The organism is Candidatus Thiodiazotropha sp. CDECU1, from assembly GCF_963455295.1.
Classification (GTDB): domain Bacteria; phylum Pseudomonadota; class Gammaproteobacteria; order Chromatiales; family Chromatiaceae; genus Thiodiazotropha.
This window is the reverse complement of record NZ_OY734020.1, coordinates 1,586,711-1,600,954: the sequence shown is the minus strand read 5'-3', so window position 1 is coordinate 1,600,954 and position 14,244 is coordinate 1,586,711. Positions and strand designations below refer to the sequence as shown.

Sequence of the window (14,244 nt, the reverse complement as noted above, 5' to 3'; positions counted from 1 at the left end):
GGTTCGTCCGGGACAATGGAAACCTGGAAAAAACATCGAGCGCGGTACAAGGACGAATACAGTGATCTGCGTTGCACGAAATGGAGAAACAAACTCCGCTAAGCAGCAAACATAAGGCATTGAATCTATGAGTTGTCTCGCGATGGATGGCACCTATTGTACAGGACAGCGCTTTCTAAATGGTTAAGCAACAAATTTTTAGATTGTGGTGAATATCGCTCAGGAGATGTAAGGAGTCATCATGGAAACCAACCCCTATTCGACACCCAAATCAGTGCTGGTGAAAGATACTGATGCTATTTCAATAAGCACAAGCTTTTCTTCACTGAACTTCTGGAGAAAACTATATCTGATATTTTTGTGGACTATCAGTATAGTGATGGCAGTCGTATTCGTTGCGACAATAACCAAGTCAGATACGGCTGATATTCCATTCACAATCGGTCTTGCCGCGCTCGTATTGGGGTTTGCCTACTGGACACACTGGGCTGTTGTAAAAAGAAATGTAGGACACATCACAATATTGGCGATCATAAATCTGATTCCTGGCGGTAACATCATAGGCTGTTTAATCATGTTCTCCATCAGGGGCGTCACTGTCAATGAGCTCAAGCGTTACAATTTGAAGGATACCTAAAACCTGTATGATCAAAACTGTTCACCTTTTCATAGTACTTGTGCTTCTGTTCCCGGGGTTTTCCCAGGCAAAATCGACAGATATCCAGGGGAATAAGCTGCCGGATAAAACCAAACCGACTGATCAGCCTGCACAGCAACCACCCCACAGGCTCAGTCAGTGGCTCACCTATTACTACAAAACCCCTCACTCTGATCGAGACATTGAATACATCACAGAGATCTTTCAGATTGGCCTGTTCAACGCATCCAATTCGACTCCCATGACCATGTTTCTTGCAGAGTTTTTTCGCCAAAATGAAGGCCGGATCCCTAGCTGGGAGAAACAGCTGCAGCAAATTCCACAAACAGAGGACCAGATCCTTCTGCGCTCCCTTTGGCAGGCCAACACCAAAGAAACCTTAAAGGTATTAGCCCATTGGCCAGATACAAATACAGGGAAGATTATCGAACAGGTAAAGCAGACACCACCGATTGATTTGAAAACCACTAATGTGGATTCTCCAGAGATCCTGGATATGTTATGGGCGACATTTTTTGCATCGGGCAATCCATTCTATGTGGAGCGCATCATCGGCGTTCTCGATCTGCCAACCGACACAGGTCAGAAGCAGACCAGAATCAAGAATATGCTCCTGGTGGGAGCCGCGAAGTGGTCCCTCTCCTCGAATGCGGTGCAACATGAGCTGGTCCATGAAACATGCGAGCGATTTACCGATAGTGATAATCCTCTCATAAGCAAAGCCATTGCAGAGATATTGGAGCGGGCAAAGGCAATCAAAGCGCAAAAGAACGAACAAGACAAGGACTAACCCTACAGCTCTATAAACAATGAAAACCAATATGCGAAAGATTATTCCAGCCTTACTAATCTATTTAGGCATCAGTATGTCGGTAGCGCTGGTCATCGCGCTTGTCACATACACCGGATGGCTGATTCCCAAATCAGCCCTTTTTGATCGATTTTTGCGACCACCCTCCGCTTTCCGAATTAAATTCACATTCTGACAGACAAATGTCATGTTGCGCTGCACAATAATCACCTATACTCGTTGCTGAGTAATTTTGCTCCGCGGAGGTATAGCGATGAGCAGCCGACTGATGATCGATGCCACTTACTGTGAACGTATCACCCTGAATTCTGGGGAGAATGTCTGTCTCCGGATGGTTCGCCCCTCGGATAAGGCGGCGATGCTGCGTGCCTTTGCCGAGCTCTCCGGGCCGTCACGCCACAAGCGTTTCTTTGCCGCAAAACAGACTCTCACCGAGAACGATCTACGCTATTTCACCGAGACCGATGGCTGGGACCATTTCGCCCTGGGCGCGGTTGTCATCGATGAGGACGGCCGGGAAGGAGATGGACTTGGAATTGCCCGTTTCATCCGACTGAATGACGACCCCGAATGCGCGGAGGTGGCGATTACCGTTATCGACCGCATGCAAGGGAATGGGGTCGGCCGGGCCCTGCTCGAGCGACTGGTCACCGCCGCTGTCGAACGGGGCATCACCCGCTTTCGTTTCGAGTGCCTGGCGCATAATCAGGAGATGCAACACCTGGTGAAAAAGGTCTGCCGTGTGGTCGAGACCCGCTCTGACGGCGAGATCATCATTGCAGAGACCGACCTGCCCAGCCAGATCCCCCAGAGTCCCCCCTCTGCGCCGGAACACCTGTACCATTTTTATGATCTGTTTCGCGCCATGGCGATCCAATCTGTCGATCTGCAGATGAGTCTTAGCCGTGTCGCCATAAAACGGAGCATGAGGACGAGCTTCATCGGCGCCGATATGCTGAAAAGGATGAAACGCCCTTCCCTGTTCAAGTCGGGCTGAGGCCGTTGCCGAGTGATCGAAATGGATTACTCACCCATCACCTGGAACCGGTCACCCGGTTTTATATCGGGTGAGACCACTCGCACCCAGCCTGCATCAGATCCATTGGAACGTCCCAGATAGACCACGGCAATCTCGCTGCCATCGGGACGTTTCATCCAGTATTGTTCGTAGCGTTGCTGGACCGCGCGCTCAGGCACCAGTACTGCGCCGGAGCGCATGGGAATCTGCAACGGCAGGTCCACCCTTATACCGCCCCGGTAAGCAGGCAGCCCACTGGAGAGTTCGAGCTCAAAATGTATCTTGCGTGACTGCTCATCGAAGGCAGGCGAGATCCTGATCAGACTGGCCGGCAGTTGGGCCTGGAATTCTGGTAGATTGACCTTCAGCCCCAACTCCCGTTGTGCCTGCAAGGCCTCGTACTCCGCAACGCTGAGGGCGAAAGGCGCCACCAGACGACTGTAATCCCCAACCTCCACCACCGGTTCACCGGCGTTGACCCATTGACCCGGTTCCACATGACGTTTGGTAACCCACCAACCAGTTGGTGGGCTGATACAGAGCCGCTGCTTACGCTCTTCCAATATCTCCGCGGCGATAACCAGCGCCTTGATCTGGGTCCGGGTCTTATCCAGATTACGTTGCGCGGTATCCAACTGGCTTTCGGAAGAACTATTCTTTTTCAACAATTTACTGTAGCGAACCACCTCCTTGCGGAAATAGGCCTTATCCACCTTCAATGCATCGCGCTCTGCCTGATTTGCCCGCAGTTCCAGGGTCAGGTAGGTATCATCCAGACAGGCAAATGGCTCTCCCTCCTTGATGGTGTCACCAACATCACCGGTCACGGATAGGACGCGTCCCGCCTGTTCTGCGGAGAGGATCAACCTGGAATGGGCGCGGGTGAAACCTGACTGTATCTCACTCTGCACGGCTGCCCTGGCCTCTATCAGCGTATCCATTGCAGAGAGATCGGAGATATAGACCATCCCGGTGAGAACAGAGAGTAGAACTGGTAGTCTCATAGTAGCGTAGATCCAAAAGCATCAGCACAGATACGGCAATAGAGACCATTATATTGCAATGTTGAAGCGTATCTACAGCTTATATGAGACTACCGGTCACTGCCTTAGGGCCTGTTAACACTAATCCAATGCACTCTGTTGTGCCTGAAAAAGCGCCAATCAAGGCGCACCCCAAGGGCACTTCCTGCGGGCGCGAGGAGAGAAGTTTGGTTACTCCAAATGAAAGACGAGCAACGCTGAGTGGCGCTTTTTCAGGCGCAACCCGAAGGGCTGGGGCTGTTTTTGCGCCCAGCGGCGTTATCATTCGCTCATGTAGCCGGGCTACACCACGCTCATTCTGCCTTGCTGGGCGCAAAAACAGTCCCAGCAGAGTGCATTGGATTAGTGTTAACAGGCCCTAGTGATACCGACTTATATTCACAGCCTCCGCATCACCTAAAAGTTGAGCGAACTCATTCCCTGAAACCTTTATCAGGTGCTCGTGATCTCCCGACTCGAAATAGATCACTGGCCGATTCAACAGGGATCTGTCCACGAATGTGATCAGTTTATATGCCGTACCCAGGGGTGGGATGGCCCCCAGATCGCAATCGGGAAAGAGTTGCGCCAACTCACTCTCGGTGGCAAGACCCACCTCCCTTTCGAGCAACTGATGCAGTTTGCCCAAATGGACATGGTAGTCACTGGGCACGACCACCATCATATAGTCATCTCCCTCTTTCACAATCACCGCTTTGGCAAGATGGCTACTCTTGATGTGGGCGGTGGCGGCGCTCTCCCTGCTGGATTGGGTATGCTTGTGGGTTAGTACTTCGAAGGGTATGGCCTGCCGCTCGATGAAAGACCTTACAGTGTTGGAAATACTCATGGCTCACCTCCAAATGGTTAATCAAATGAAAGGCCACTAGGAACGGTATCAGTTTCGGTGTAGACCGAAATGAGATGTAGCGAATCGATCCGGGTCTACTCAAAGTTTAGTTGATCTACGCTGGAGCGTCGCAGGTGATACCAATCGGGGTTGCATGGATTCTGCATAACCATAAATAATCTGTTGTTTAATTTTTGTAATTAAACAACACAACAAAAAGCGCAATAATCAACCACTTCTTATCGATGCTCTCCCGATTCTAAGAGAGCGGATACCCATGGAAGTATTACCTGTAAATGGAGTTACCAAAATGAAACTATTACGACCTCTTGCTCGTGCAACGCTGGCCTACCTCGTGCTCATAAGCGCGGGAGTATCTGGAATTTCACAGGCTGCGGGCATGCCTGAAGGAATCCCCCTGCAGGGCGGCGCCCAGGCCCAGATGCTTCAGCTCGCGAATGAAACCAATCGCATAATCGTCAAATATCACCAGTCAACCGACGCCACTGCCGCCGTCAGTGCAATCTCCCAGCAGGTGCTGCAAACCACCGGCCATGACATAACCCACCTGGGCACTACCGGCACTGGTGCACAGCTCTTCAAGCTTGACGAGATGCTTCCACTGGAGGAGGTGGAGGGGATTATCGATGATCTTGAAGTGCAACCCGGTATCGCGTATGCGGAAGCTGACAAGTGGGTTTTTCCACTCTATGTACCATCCGATCCACGCTACAACGAACAATGGCACTACTACGAAACCCCCGCTGGCGTCAGGTTGCCCGAAGCATGGGATAGGGCTACCGGCGAGGATGTGATGGTCGCGGTCATCGATACCGGTTACACAGACCATGCCGACCTGGTCGACAATCTACAACTCCCGGGCGCTGACCTGATAATTGACACCAATGTATCCAACGACGGTGATGGGCGTGATCAGGATGCACAAGACCCAGGTGACTGGTCACCGAATTGCGGTTGGAACGAAAGCACCTGGCACGGCACCCACACCGGCGGTACCGTTGCCGCGGTTGAGGGCAACGGCATTGGCGTCACCGGTGTCGCTTTCAATGCCAAGGTACTACCTGTGCGTGTACTTGGCACCTGTGGCGGCTGGCTCTCGGATATAGCCGACGGCATTATCTGGGCTGCCGGTGGCAGTCTGAGTGATATGCCGATCAATCAAAACCCTGCCCAGGTCATTAACATTAGCAGTGGCGCTAACTCCAGTAGCTGTTCACTCTTCATGCAGGAGGCCATCGATACGGCCCTGCAACTGGGCACCACCATCGTAGCAGCTGCCGGCAATACCAATTCGGATGCCGCGGGAACCGAACCCGGAAACTGTGGCGGTGTGATTACCGTTGCCGCCACCGACAGGGCTGGTAACCGTGCCTCTTTTTCCAACTATGGCAGTTTGGTCGATATCGCTGCGCCTGGGGTAAGAGTACTTTCCTCTTCGAACACAGGCGCCACCACACCGGAGAACGACAGCTACGAGTATTATCAGGGCACAAGTATGGCCACACCTCATGTGAGTGGCGTGGCAGCCTTGCTCTATTCCATCAGACCCGACATATCCCCTGGCGAAGTTGAACAGATTCTGAAGGAGACCGCGCAACCCTTTCCAGGTTCATGCAGTGGATGCGGCACCGGCCTCCTGGATGCGGCGGCAGCCGTGGCAGCCACCATCGATACCATCCCGGACCCTGATCCCCAACCCGATTTGGTGATGCTGGAAAATGGTGTTGTCCAAAGCGGTCTCTCTGGTACAGGGGATGAAAGTTTGCTGTTCGCCATCGATCTACCAGCCGACGCCGAGCATCTGAAATTCATCATAAGCGGCGGCAGTGGTGATGCCGATCTGTATGTGAAATTCGGATCCGAGCCCATTTTGAGCAGCTTCGATTGCAGGCCCTACCTACAGGGTAACGCTGAGACCTGCAGAATATCCCATGCCCGGGAGGGCAGGTATTTTGTATTGATTCATGGCTATACCGCCTTCTCCGATCTCTCATTGGTGGCCTCCTATGTTGAGAGCTCAATTCCGGACCCGGACAGCAGGCGATTTGAGAACAGTGATGACTACCAGATTCCGAACTTCAGTTTTCGCGGAGCCAGGAGTCCTATCGATGTACCGATATCAGGTAGCAGTGGCACAGTCGAGGTACAGGTCGAGATCAATCACCCCGTTATGCAGGAAGTCTATATCCGACTGATTACACCCAATGGACAGAGCTTCAGACTCAGTCATGGTCATCGGGGTGAAAACCTCAGTCAAACCTTCGCCCTCAGCCTGGGCGACATTCAAGCATCAGGCAGGTGGACGTTACAGGTGACAGACTTTGGCTTTTATGGTCAAGGCTATATCGACGCCTGGAGTATCGCTTTCCAGTGACAATGGATGCAGCCCGCTTTTTCCATAAAAAAACCGCAGCCAAGGCTGCGGTAAGAACGGAGAGGAGTCGCTATGGAATGAGTGCATCAGGCATAGCTGGGTGCAAAGGCCTTTTCCGGTTCTTCAACCGGGCCCTCGCCACTCCAGTAGGGTGAAAGTTTGCGCAGTTGCGCGACGATGGGCGGCACCGCCTCGATGACCCGTTCGATCTCTTGCATGGTGTTGTAGCGTGAAAGGGACAAACGTACGGAGCCATGGGCCGCGGTAAAGGGTATGTCCATCGCCCGCATCACATGGGAAGGCTCCAGCGAGCCCGAGGTACAGGCGGAGCCGCTGGAGGCGGCGATACCCAGCTTGTTCAACAACAACAGGATCGCCTCGCCCTCGATGTACTCGAAGGCGATGTTGCAGGTGTTGGGCAGACGATTGTTGGGATCGCCGGTGACGAAGCAGTGGCTGACCTGTTCCAGGATGCCCTGTTCGAGTCGGTCGCGCATGCTTTTGACGAAGGTCTTTTCATACTCCATCGCCTCCATCGCCATCTCACAGGCCTTGCCGAGAGCGACCACGGAAGCGGCGTTCTCGGTACCGGCACGACGCCCCCGTTCCTGGTGACCACCGCGTAACAGTGGACGGAAGCGCACCCCGCGGCGCAAGTAGAGCACGCCAATGCCCTTGGGGGCGTGCAGCTTGTGGCCGGAGAGTGAGAGCATATCGATACAGGTATCCTTCAGGTTGATGGGCAACTTACCCACCGCCTGCACCGCATCGGTATGGAACAGGACGCCGGCGGAGCGGGCCATCTCGGCCATCTCCTCTACCGGGAACAGGGTGCCGCTCTCATTGTTGGCCCACATCACGGAGACGATGGCCACATTGTCGGAGAGCAGCTTGTGGTACTCCTGAATATCGAGACGTCCCTTGCTGTCCACCTTCAGATAGTGAACCGTGTAGCCCTCCTTCTCCAGATACTCGCAGAGGGTCAGAACCGCCGGGTGTTCGACAACGGTGGTAATGATCTCCTTGCGATCCGGCTGGGCCTTGAGGGCAGAGAGAATTGCCGTCGAATCCGATTCCGTGCCACAGGAGGTGAAGATGATCTCCGAATCGTGTTCGGCCCCCAACAAGGCCTGAACCTGCTTGCGTGCCTTCTTCAAGGCGCGACCCACCTTGTCACCGAACTGATGCAGGGACGAGGGATTGCCGAACTGTTCGGTGAAGAAGGGAAGCATCTCCTCCACCACCTCGGGGGCCACCATGGTGGTGGCGTTGTTGTCCAGATAGATACCCTCAGCCATGATCAACCCCCCATCGCCGCACGGCGGGCCAGCTCTTCCGCGGGCAGCACCTGAATGAATTCACCCAGACCCTCCGCCAGATGCTGTTGTATACCCCCCAGGGTGGTGGCCGCCATCTGACAACCGGCACAGGCCCCGATCATCTTGACGTAGATATACTTGCCATCCACCTCCACCAGTTCCACATCCCCATGGTCACGCTGCAGATTGGGACGGATCTCCTCCAGCAGCTCCTCGATGCGCTTCATGCGCTGCAGATTGGTCAATCCCGATTGGGGTTTCTTTATCTCACCGGCGACGGCATTCGGATCAAAGGTCTCGCCCTGCTCCGCCAGTACACGGCCCAGGATATCCTCGATGCCCTCGTGACAGGCGGAGCAACCGCCACCGGCCTTGGTATAGTTGGTCACCTCTTCCACGGTACGCAGACCATTGGCGCGCACCGTCTCTTCGATCATCACTTCATCGATGGCGAAACACTTGCAGACCAGGGCGCCCTCTTCATGGTCGTCCTTCCACTCCTCACCACGGTAGTTGGCGACTGCTGCCTGCAGTGCCTCACGCCCCATCACCGAACAGTGCATCTTCTCCGGTGGCAGTCCATCGAGAAAATCGGCAATATCCTGGTTGCTCACACTCAGGGCATCATCGATTTTCATGCCCTTGATGATTTCCGTCAGCGCCGAGCTCGAGGCGATGGCCGAACCGCAGCCGAAGGTCTGAAATCCCGCTTCGAGAATCACCTCGGAGCCGGGATCCACCTTGAGGGTCAAACGCAGCGCATCACCACAGGAGAGTGAACCCACATCGCCCACCGCATTGGCTTCATCCACGGCACCCGCATTGCGAGGATTGAAGAAATGTTCCTGAACCTTTTCGGAATAGTCCCACATTGCTCTGCTCCTCTATGCTTAGGCTGAAAATGAACTGCCGCAACCGCAACTGGCGCTGGCATTGGGATTTTCAAATTTGAAACCGCTGCCATCCATGCTGTCGAGAAAATCCACTGTTACCCCGTTCAACATCGGTGCGCTGTAGGGGTCGACGAATATCTTCAGGCCGCTGACCTCGACGATGGTGTCGTCTTTTTTCGGCGCCTCTTCCAGGGCCAGTCCATACTGCATGCCGGAACAGCCGCCACCGGTTACCGATATTCGCAGTCCTTGCACAGGCGACTCAGCACCTTTGATAAATCTGCCTATCGCTTTCTGGGCGCTCTCTGTGAGTGTGATCATGGTCGTTTCTCCGTGGCAAGTCTCTTGCATCGTTGTCTTTGAACTGAATTCTGCAAAGCCTGTGCCACTTACTGAGATATAGGCTTAACTGCTGAATCAGTTAGTTTTTTCATTAATGCTCAGCTCGGATTTCTGTCGTATCCACGACAATCCGGGGATCGGTGATTAGTAAGATATGCGACAAAGGAAACAAACAGTGACACTGGAACAACTCAATCCTGGAGACATGGTCTATGCGGCCAGCCACATCTATAACGATGGCGGGATACCTGAAATTCCCGACGATGCCCTGTTGGCAAAACCCGGTACCCGTGGCGTCATCGTCGAGACCGGGCATCTGGAGGAGGCACCGGAGAGAGCGATCTTTCTGGTCCGCTTTGAAGACAGCGAATTGAATCTCGGTCCGCCCACCGGATGCTGGCCGGAGGAGCTAAGTCCAAGCGAACTGGATTTTGAAGAAAACCCCTAGTGGGCCAAGCGGGAAGTTCTGTAACTCTCAGCCAGTCCACAAGCCAAGCTGACAAGGCGTGCGAGCGCAGGACTGGCCGTAGCCAACTCAAGTGAGCACAACACGGTCAGCTTGGCCCACTAGCGTGACCAGCGTCTGCGCACGATAGTCTCGCGCCAGACACCGCTGGGTATCACTGCCCTGTCCCTCAGGTTGCCACGATAGAGATAGATCCACGCCTTGCCCCAGGGTGTTGCGATCACTTCTCTTGTGTAGGCATGGGGATAGCCCTCCAACCGGTCCAGGTCCGCCATCTGCTGCGCGTTCACTTGATACACCTCCCCCTCGATACAGCCAGCGCCATTTTTCACCACACCAGGGTAGGCCCCCAAATCGACCATTTTATACTGAGGTGCAGTTACCCATGTGCCACAATAGGACGCCTGCGCAAGGAGGTAGTGATTGACCTCATTCCGACGCAGGGTTCCGTAAACAAAGACTCGTGATAAATAGCTCATTAGATCCAGGTAAGAATCCCAGTGTGAAACCGACACTTCCGTTAGCAATAAAATATATAGAATTAAAGACCACATCACCATCCACTGTGAAGACCCAATCCATCCCCTAACTTGTGTATAGATGTGTGTATGTGTATAATTGAATCATTATCTCAGCGGAGTCATAAGCACCATGGCCACTGCCGAAAATCTGGTTCGCAAACAGATCATGTTGTCCAGCGACAACATTGAAAAACTCGACAAGCTTTCCAAGCAACAGGGTACTTCCGCCGCGGAAATCGTCAGGCTCTCCATAGACTCCTATGATCCCGAAGCAGCGGACATAGAGGAAGGCGAATTACTGGACCTGGTCTCCGAACGCTTGAAAGAGGCGATCAAGGAGACAGCCGGCACCAGGAGGCGCCTTAACAAAGCGCTCAAGAAACTGGAATCAAAAGGAATAGAGTAGTGTCGGGTTTTAAAGAGATGCTGTTGGACGTGCTGCGCTTGACAGATGAAGTTAAGCGCATGAACAAGGACATCGAACGGGTTGAGTCGATCATGCTGGATGTGGACAAACGGGTGGTGCGCCTGGAAACCATTGTCGAGATTGCAAAGGCACAGGGCGGTCAAGCAAAACTGCCGAAGAAATAGGGACCCCTCCCAAGCCGACATCAGGCGAAATCGAAACTATTTTTAACAGACTATGCGGCGTTGTCCGATTGCTGTTCACTCATCGGATAGAGTTGCACCTCAGTGTCGATCCGCTCACCATCGCCCCACGCCTTGACGGCCTTTACCAGCCAACCCTGACGAGTCGGATGGGGGCGAATGACATCCTGCTCAACCAGGAAGCTACCATCGGCATGAAACAGGAGCTGCCCGAGCTTTGCCCCTTGCTCATCCTGCCAATCACCGATTAGGCTGTATTCACTGCTTGATTGATCGCGCTCAAGCCAATAGTTGGCTTCGATCGGCTTCTTAAGCTCAAGCTCATTCTCAGCAAACCCCAGCTTGGCGGTCTCTTCATTCAGTCGATCGATGACTTGATTCGCTAGCGCCCTGATCTTGTGGTAACGGATAGCGATTATCTCGTCCATCACAGACCCTCTCTGGTTTGTCCACTCCACCTGAATGGATTCTGCCGCGATTGTGCCAAAGGTCTGTGTCAATCAGATGAAGCAATCCTTTTGGTTTCTTTACAATCTTACTGAAAATTAAGAGATTAATGATTTAAAGAGAGATACAAGCACCCTCAGCTGCAAGGCGGCTCTCGAGCAGTGCCTGAACCAGTTCAGTAAGTGTCGCCTCCTGCCCCAACTTGCGACAGCGATTGACCACAGCGCCGCTGATGGCATCCAGCTCCAAAGGATTCCCTTTCTCCCGATCCACCAGCATTGAGGTCTTGATGGCGTCGAACTGACAGATCAGTCGATACATCTCATCGATATCGGCGGCTTGCAGACGAACACCGTCAGCGGTGGCGGCAAGGGCTGTCTCCTGCATCAGCCGATAGACGCTTCGGGTAAGCACCGGATGTGCCGTTAAAGCACGTGTATCAAGACCGGTCAGGGCAGAGAGCGGATTCACACCGTTATTGATCAGCAGCTTTCGCCACAATGCCCTCTGGATATCCTCACTCAGGGTTGTCGGGATCGATGCAGCGTTGAAGCAAGCAGCGATTCGCGCCAGCTCTTGCTGCAATCGCGGATGATCCGAGGCGCGCCTCCAGACCCCCATGACGACTTGCGCAGCACCTGTCGCTTCGATGACACCGGGACGGATGATATGGCCACCGATGCGTACCGCGAGGCCGCCGACGGTCCTTTCGCTCCCGACCTGGGATGCGATAGTAATTTCGTTGTCCACACCGTTCTGCAGGGATAGCACCGGTGTATTGGCAATGCAGAGCCAGGGGTGAAGAAATGTCATCACATCTTCGGTTGCACCCGCCTTGATCGTCACAATGACAAGATCGAAACTGTCTACCGCAAGCGTATCGACCAGTTCCATCTGATCCACCGCTTTTACCCTCCCCTCGAAGTTGAAATCCGGATGCTTGACGCACAACCCCTTGGTTCGCAGGGCATCCAGATGATCACCCCTGGCGACAAACACCACCTCATGACCGGCATTCAGCAAGCGTGCGCCATAGTAGGCGCCGATCCCACCGGCACCAACGATCAGAAATCGCATATCGGGCATTTCCTATGGATGAGCCTCGCGTTCAGCCATCGAGACACCGGCAACCGCCCAGTGGGCCTTAGGTACCTCCTGGATGATGACACGCACCTGCTCAGGCTTTACATTCAACGTCTCAACGGCCACCTGGGTAATAGCTGCATAGAACGCCTCCTTCTGCACCTGGCTACGGCCTTCCAGGATGGTTGCCTGAATTAACGGCATGGTTACACCTCATCTAGATTGTTATAGCGGATATGGCTCAAACGATAATACCACTCCAAAGCGCGGCCTAATCCCCTTCTGAAGCCATCGAATAAGATAGGGGTTTAACCAGCTCGTCAGCCCGGTCACTCTCCTATTCCAAGCCGCTGCAGACCCGCCTTGGCACAGATTTCATCCTGCTCTTCCGAGCCGCCGGAGACACCGATGGCGCCGATCACCACTTCGTGCCGGACAATGGGCAATCCACCACCGAAAATCACCAGGCGGTCGCGGTGAACTATACCCTCACGCAGTTGCGGCACATCGCGAATCTCTTCCATCCACTGACGAGTGGGGAAACCAAAGCCAGCAGCCGTGTATGCCTTGTCTATGGCAATACCGATGGAGTGCAGAAAGGCACCGTTCATACGCTGAAAGGCAAGCAGATTGCCCCCCTTGTCCACCACCGCGGCATTGATCTTGATCCCCAGATCCTCGGCCTTCTGGGTGGCGGCGGCCACCGCTTCGGCCGCCGCCTGCCAATGAACCTGCGGTTCGTTGACCGCCAGCTCCATCAGGTAAGAACCGTCAGGAAGCGGTCGTTGAGGGCGCGTTCATAGTAGAAGATGCCCTTGCCCACATGCTCGAAGTCCCAGGTGCGTACGGGATGATCCGGATAGGCCGTGTAGCCACCCGCGTAGACCTCATTCCGATTGCCGCATGGGTCAAAGAAATAGATGGTCTGACCGCGGGTGATGCCGTGACGGGTCGGCCCGATGTCGAGGGATACGTCATTGATAGCGATGATGTCGGCGGCAGCCCCCACTTCGTTCCAGTCCTGCAACAGGAAGGCTACGTGATGCAGCTTACCCGGCTCCTCGTGTTCCACGAAGGCAATATCATGGGCCTTGTTACTGGCGGTCAACCATATGGCGAGGGAGTCCTCGCCTTCCGGCATGTCGACCTTCTCTGGTTGGTAGAAGTCGAGCACATCGCAGAAAAACTCCCTAACCTTACCGATGTTCGGTCCGTAACAGAGCAGGTGATCGAAGCGGCTGGCCCCCATGCCATGGGGCCGTTTTGTATAGATCTCGGGGTTGACCACACCGGGGGCGTCGTCAGAGAGTTCAATCTCGTGGTAAAGCTCGATGCGGTGTCCCGATGGCAGGGTGAAACCGATGCGGGGACCGACACCCGGCTGTTCGCCGGCAGCCACATGATCCACCTCCATTCCCCAAGCGACGATTTTCGGCTCGATCTCCTGCAGATAATCGGCACTGTCGACCTTAAAGGCTACGAAGTCCAGGCCCGCACTCTCCGCGGGTCGCAACACCACACTATGGTGGTCGAACTCGTCCCACCCCTTGAGATATACCCGACCGTCAGACTCCTCGCTGACCACATCGAGGCCAAGTATGTTTTGGTAGTGATTGAGTGCCTCAGCCATCTCAAGCACACGAATCTGAATCAATCCCGGACGGAGTACGCCTTTGAATGCCATGTTGAAAATCCTCTCTTACTTTGTGAATGTCGATTGAGTTATTGGCCCGTGATGAGGCCACAGCATTCGACAGCGGCAAGCCCCTCTCCCCCTATCGAATCGCTCCCGCTTGTGTCGATCCTGTTG

18 protein-coding genes are annotated in these 14,244 nt (G+C 54.0%); 7 read left to right on the top strand and 11 right to left on the bottom strand.

The window, feature by feature from the left end; all coding sequences use genetic code 11:
* Positions 1 to 241: 241 nt before the first annotated feature.
* The 3 genes from R2K28_RS07325 to R2K28_RS07315 all read left to right on the top strand — a co-directional run bounded on the left by R2K28_RS07325 (position 242) and on the right by R2K28_RS07315 (position 2,466).
* The gene (locus tag R2K28_RS07325) at positions 242 to 637 is read left to right on the top strand and encodes a hypothetical protein (RefSeq protein ID WP_316368810.1); all 396 of its coding nucleotides are present in this window, start codon (positions 242 to 244) and stop codon (positions 635 to 637) included.
* 7 nt (positions 638 to 644) lie between these two features.
* The gene (locus tag R2K28_RS07320) at positions 645 to 1,448 is read left to right on the top strand and encodes a hypothetical protein (RefSeq protein ID WP_316368808.1); all 804 of its coding nucleotides are present in this window, start codon (positions 645 to 647) and stop codon (positions 1,446 to 1,448) included.
* A 274-nt stretch (positions 1,449 to 1,722) separates the two neighbouring features.
* A complete protein-coding gene (locus R2K28_RS07315; RefSeq protein ID WP_316368806.1) occupies positions 1,723 to 2,466 on the top strand; it encodes a GNAT family N-acetyltransferase in 744 nt (247 codons plus the stop codon).
* A 26-nt stretch (positions 2,467 to 2,492) separates the two neighbouring features.
* On the opposite strand, the gene R2K28_RS07310 is transcribed toward R2K28_RS07315, so the two are convergent.
* Both R2K28_RS07310 and R2K28_RS07305 read right to left on the bottom strand, forming a co-directional pair.
* A complete protein-coding gene (locus tag R2K28_RS07310) occupies positions 2,493 to 3,491 on the bottom strand; it encodes an efflux RND transporter periplasmic adaptor subunit (protein ID WP_316368804.1) in 999 nt (332 codons plus the stop codon).
* Positions 3,492 to 3,888: 397 nt separating this feature from the next.
* The gene (locus R2K28_RS07305; RefSeq protein ID WP_316368802.1) at positions 3,889 to 4,359 is read right to left on the bottom strand and encodes an aminoacyl-tRNA deacylase; all 471 of its coding nucleotides are present in this window, start codon (positions 4,357 to 4,359) and stop codon (positions 3,889 to 3,891) included.
* Positions 4,360 to 4,669: 310 nt separating this feature from the next.
* On the opposite strand from R2K28_RS07305, the gene R2K28_RS07300 reads away from it, so the two are divergent.
* Positions 4,670 to 6,754 (top strand): S8 family serine peptidase, encoded by a 2,085-nt coding sequence (locus tag R2K28_RS07300; RefSeq protein WP_316368801.1) that lies wholly within the window; start codon positions 4,670 to 4,672, stop codon positions 6,752 to 6,754.
* 86 nt (positions 6,755 to 6,840) lie between these two features.
* On the opposite strand, the gene nifS is transcribed toward R2K28_RS07300, so the two are convergent.
* The 3 genes from nifS to R2K28_RS07285 are packed head-to-tail and all read right to left on the bottom strand — an operon-like array spanning position 6,841 to position 9,287.
* On the bottom strand, positions 6,841 to 8,052 hold the full coding sequence (gene nifS, locus R2K28_RS07295) for a cysteine desulfurase NifS (protein WP_316368799.1): 1,212 nt from the start codon (positions 8,050 to 8,052) through the stop codon (positions 6,841 to 6,843).
* 2 nt (positions 8,053 to 8,054) lie between these two features.
* Complete coding sequence (gene nifU, locus R2K28_RS07290; RefSeq protein WP_316368797.1) at positions 8,055 to 8,945, bottom strand: Fe-S cluster assembly protein NifU; 891 nt, start codon at positions 8,943 to 8,945, stop codon at positions 8,055 to 8,057.
* Between the two features lie 18 nt (positions 8,946 to 8,963).
* Entirely contained in the window at positions 8,964 to 9,287 is a 324-nt protein-coding gene (locus R2K28_RS07285) for a HesB/IscA family protein (RefSeq protein ID WP_316368795.1), read from the bottom strand.
* A 196-nt stretch (positions 9,288 to 9,483) separates the two neighbouring features.
* Here R2K28_RS07285 and R2K28_RS07280 point away from each other — a divergent pair, with 196 nt between their 5' ends.
* Entirely contained in the window at positions 9,484 to 9,756 is a 273-nt protein-coding gene (locus R2K28_RS07280; RefSeq protein ID WP_316368793.1) for a nitrogen fixation protein NifZ, read from the top strand.
* A 119-nt stretch (positions 9,757 to 9,875) separates the two neighbouring features.
* Here R2K28_RS07280 and R2K28_RS07275 read toward each other — a convergent pair whose 3' ends face one another.
* Complete coding sequence (locus R2K28_RS07275; protein ID WP_316368791.1) at positions 9,876 to 10,253, bottom strand: gamma-glutamylcyclotransferase family protein; 378 nt, start codon at positions 10,251 to 10,253, stop codon at positions 9,876 to 9,878.
* Positions 10,254 to 10,425: 172 nt separating this feature from the next.
* Here R2K28_RS07275 and R2K28_RS07270 point away from each other — a divergent pair, with 172 nt between their 5' ends.
* Both R2K28_RS07270 and R2K28_RS07265 read left to right on the top strand, forming a co-directional pair.
* The gene (locus R2K28_RS07270; RefSeq protein WP_316368790.1) at positions 10,426 to 10,701 is read left to right on the top strand and encodes a hypothetical protein; all 276 of its coding nucleotides are present in this window, start codon (positions 10,426 to 10,428) and stop codon (positions 10,699 to 10,701) included.
* The gene (locus R2K28_RS07265) at positions 10,701 to 10,886 is read left to right on the top strand and encodes a hypothetical protein (RefSeq protein WP_116445907.1); all 186 of its coding nucleotides are present in this window, start codon (positions 10,701 to 10,703) and stop codon (positions 10,884 to 10,886) included. Before R2K28_RS07270 ends, R2K28_RS07265 begins: the two co-directional genes overlap by 1 nt.
* A gap of 50 nt (positions 10,887 to 10,936) precedes the next feature.
* Here the strand turns inward: R2K28_RS07265 and R2K28_RS07260 are convergent, their stop codons facing one another.
* The 5 genes from R2K28_RS07260 to R2K28_RS07240 all read right to left on the bottom strand — a co-directional run bounded on the left by R2K28_RS07260 (position 10,937) and on the right by R2K28_RS07240 (position 14,118).
* Entirely contained in the window at positions 10,937 to 11,332 is a 396-nt protein-coding gene (locus tag R2K28_RS07260; protein WP_316368789.1) for a hypothetical protein, read from the bottom strand.
* 133 nt (positions 11,333 to 11,465) lie between these two features.
* Positions 11,466 to 12,428 (bottom strand): ketopantoate reductase family protein, encoded by a 963-nt coding sequence (locus R2K28_RS07255; RefSeq protein ID WP_316368788.1) that lies wholly within the window; start codon positions 12,426 to 12,428, stop codon positions 11,466 to 11,468.
* Positions 12,429 to 12,440: 12 nt separating this feature from the next.
* The gene (locus R2K28_RS07250) at positions 12,441 to 12,638 is read right to left on the bottom strand and encodes a tautomerase family protein (RefSeq protein WP_116445904.1); all 198 of its coding nucleotides are present in this window, start codon (positions 12,636 to 12,638) and stop codon (positions 12,441 to 12,443) included.
* 125 nt (positions 12,639 to 12,763) lie between these two features.
* Positions 12,764 to 13,192: a GlcG/HbpS family heme-binding protein gene (locus R2K28_RS07245; protein ID WP_116445903.1), complete on the bottom strand. Its 429-nt coding sequence runs from the start codon at positions 13,190 to 13,192 to the stop codon at positions 12,764 to 12,766.
* Positions 13,192 to 14,118, bottom strand: coding sequence for a catechol 2,3-dioxygenase (locus tag R2K28_RS07240; RefSeq protein WP_316368785.1), 927 nt, complete (start codon positions 14,116 to 14,118; stop codon positions 13,192 to 13,194). Before R2K28_RS07240 ends, R2K28_RS07245 begins: the two co-directional genes overlap by 1 nt.
* Positions 14,119 to 14,244: the final 126 nt, after the last annotated feature.

Coding starts and splice junctions, on each gene's coding strand:
- R2K28_RS07325 (WP_316368810.1), top strand. CDS start 242: ATGGAAACCAACCCCTATTCGACACCCAAATCAGTGCTGGTGAAAGAT.
- R2K28_RS07320 (WP_316368808.1), top strand. CDS start 645: ATGATCAAAACTGTTCACCTTTTCATAGTACTTGTGCTTCTGTTCCCG.
- R2K28_RS07315 (WP_316368806.1), top strand. CDS start 1,723: ATGAGCAGCCGACTGATGATCGATGCCACTTACTGTGAACGTATCACC.
- R2K28_RS07310 (WP_316368804.1), bottom strand. CDS start 3,491: ATGAGACTACCAGTTCTACTCTCTGTTCTCACCGGGATGGTCTATATC.
- R2K28_RS07305 (WP_316368802.1), bottom strand. CDS start 4,359: ATGAGTATTTCCAACACTGTAAGGTCTTTCATCGAGCGGCAGGCCATA.
- R2K28_RS07300 (WP_316368801.1), top strand. CDS start 4,670: ATGAAACTATTACGACCTCTTGCTCGTGCAACGCTGGCCTACCTCGTG.
- nifS (WP_316368799.1), bottom strand. CDS start 8,052: ATGGCTGAGGGTATCTATCTGGACAACAACGCCACCACCATGGTGGCC.
- nifU (WP_316368797.1), bottom strand. CDS start 8,945: ATGTGGGACTATTCCGAAAAGGTTCAGGAACATTTCTTCAATCCTCGC.
- R2K28_RS07285 (WP_316368795.1), bottom strand. CDS start 9,287: ATGATCACACTCACAGAGAGCGCCCAGAAAGCGATAGGCAGATTTATC.
- R2K28_RS07275 (WP_316368791.1), bottom strand. CDS start 10,253: ATGAGCTATTTATCACGAGTCTTTGTTTACGGAACCCTGCGTCGGAAT.
- R2K28_RS07270 (WP_316368790.1), top strand. CDS start 10,426: ATGGCCACTGCCGAAAATCTGGTTCGCAAACAGATCATGTTGTCCAGC.
- R2K28_RS07260 (WP_316368789.1), bottom strand. CDS start 11,332: ATGGACGAGATAATCGCTATCCGTTACCACAAGATCAGGGCGCTAGCG.
- R2K28_RS07255 (WP_316368788.1), bottom strand. CDS start 12,428: ATGCGATTTCTGATCGTTGGTGCCGGTGGGATCGGCGCCTACTATGGC.
- R2K28_RS07250 (WP_116445904.1), bottom strand. CDS start 12,638: ATGCCGTTAATTCAGGCAACCATCCTGGAAGGCCGTAGCCAGGTGCAG.
- R2K28_RS07245 (WP_116445903.1), bottom strand. CDS start 13,192: ATGGAGCTGGCGGTCAACGAACCGCAGGTTCATTGGCAGGCGGCGGCC.
- R2K28_RS07240 (WP_316368785.1), bottom strand. CDS start 14,118: ATGGCATTCAAAGGCGTACTCCGTCCGGGATTGATTCAGATTCGTGTG.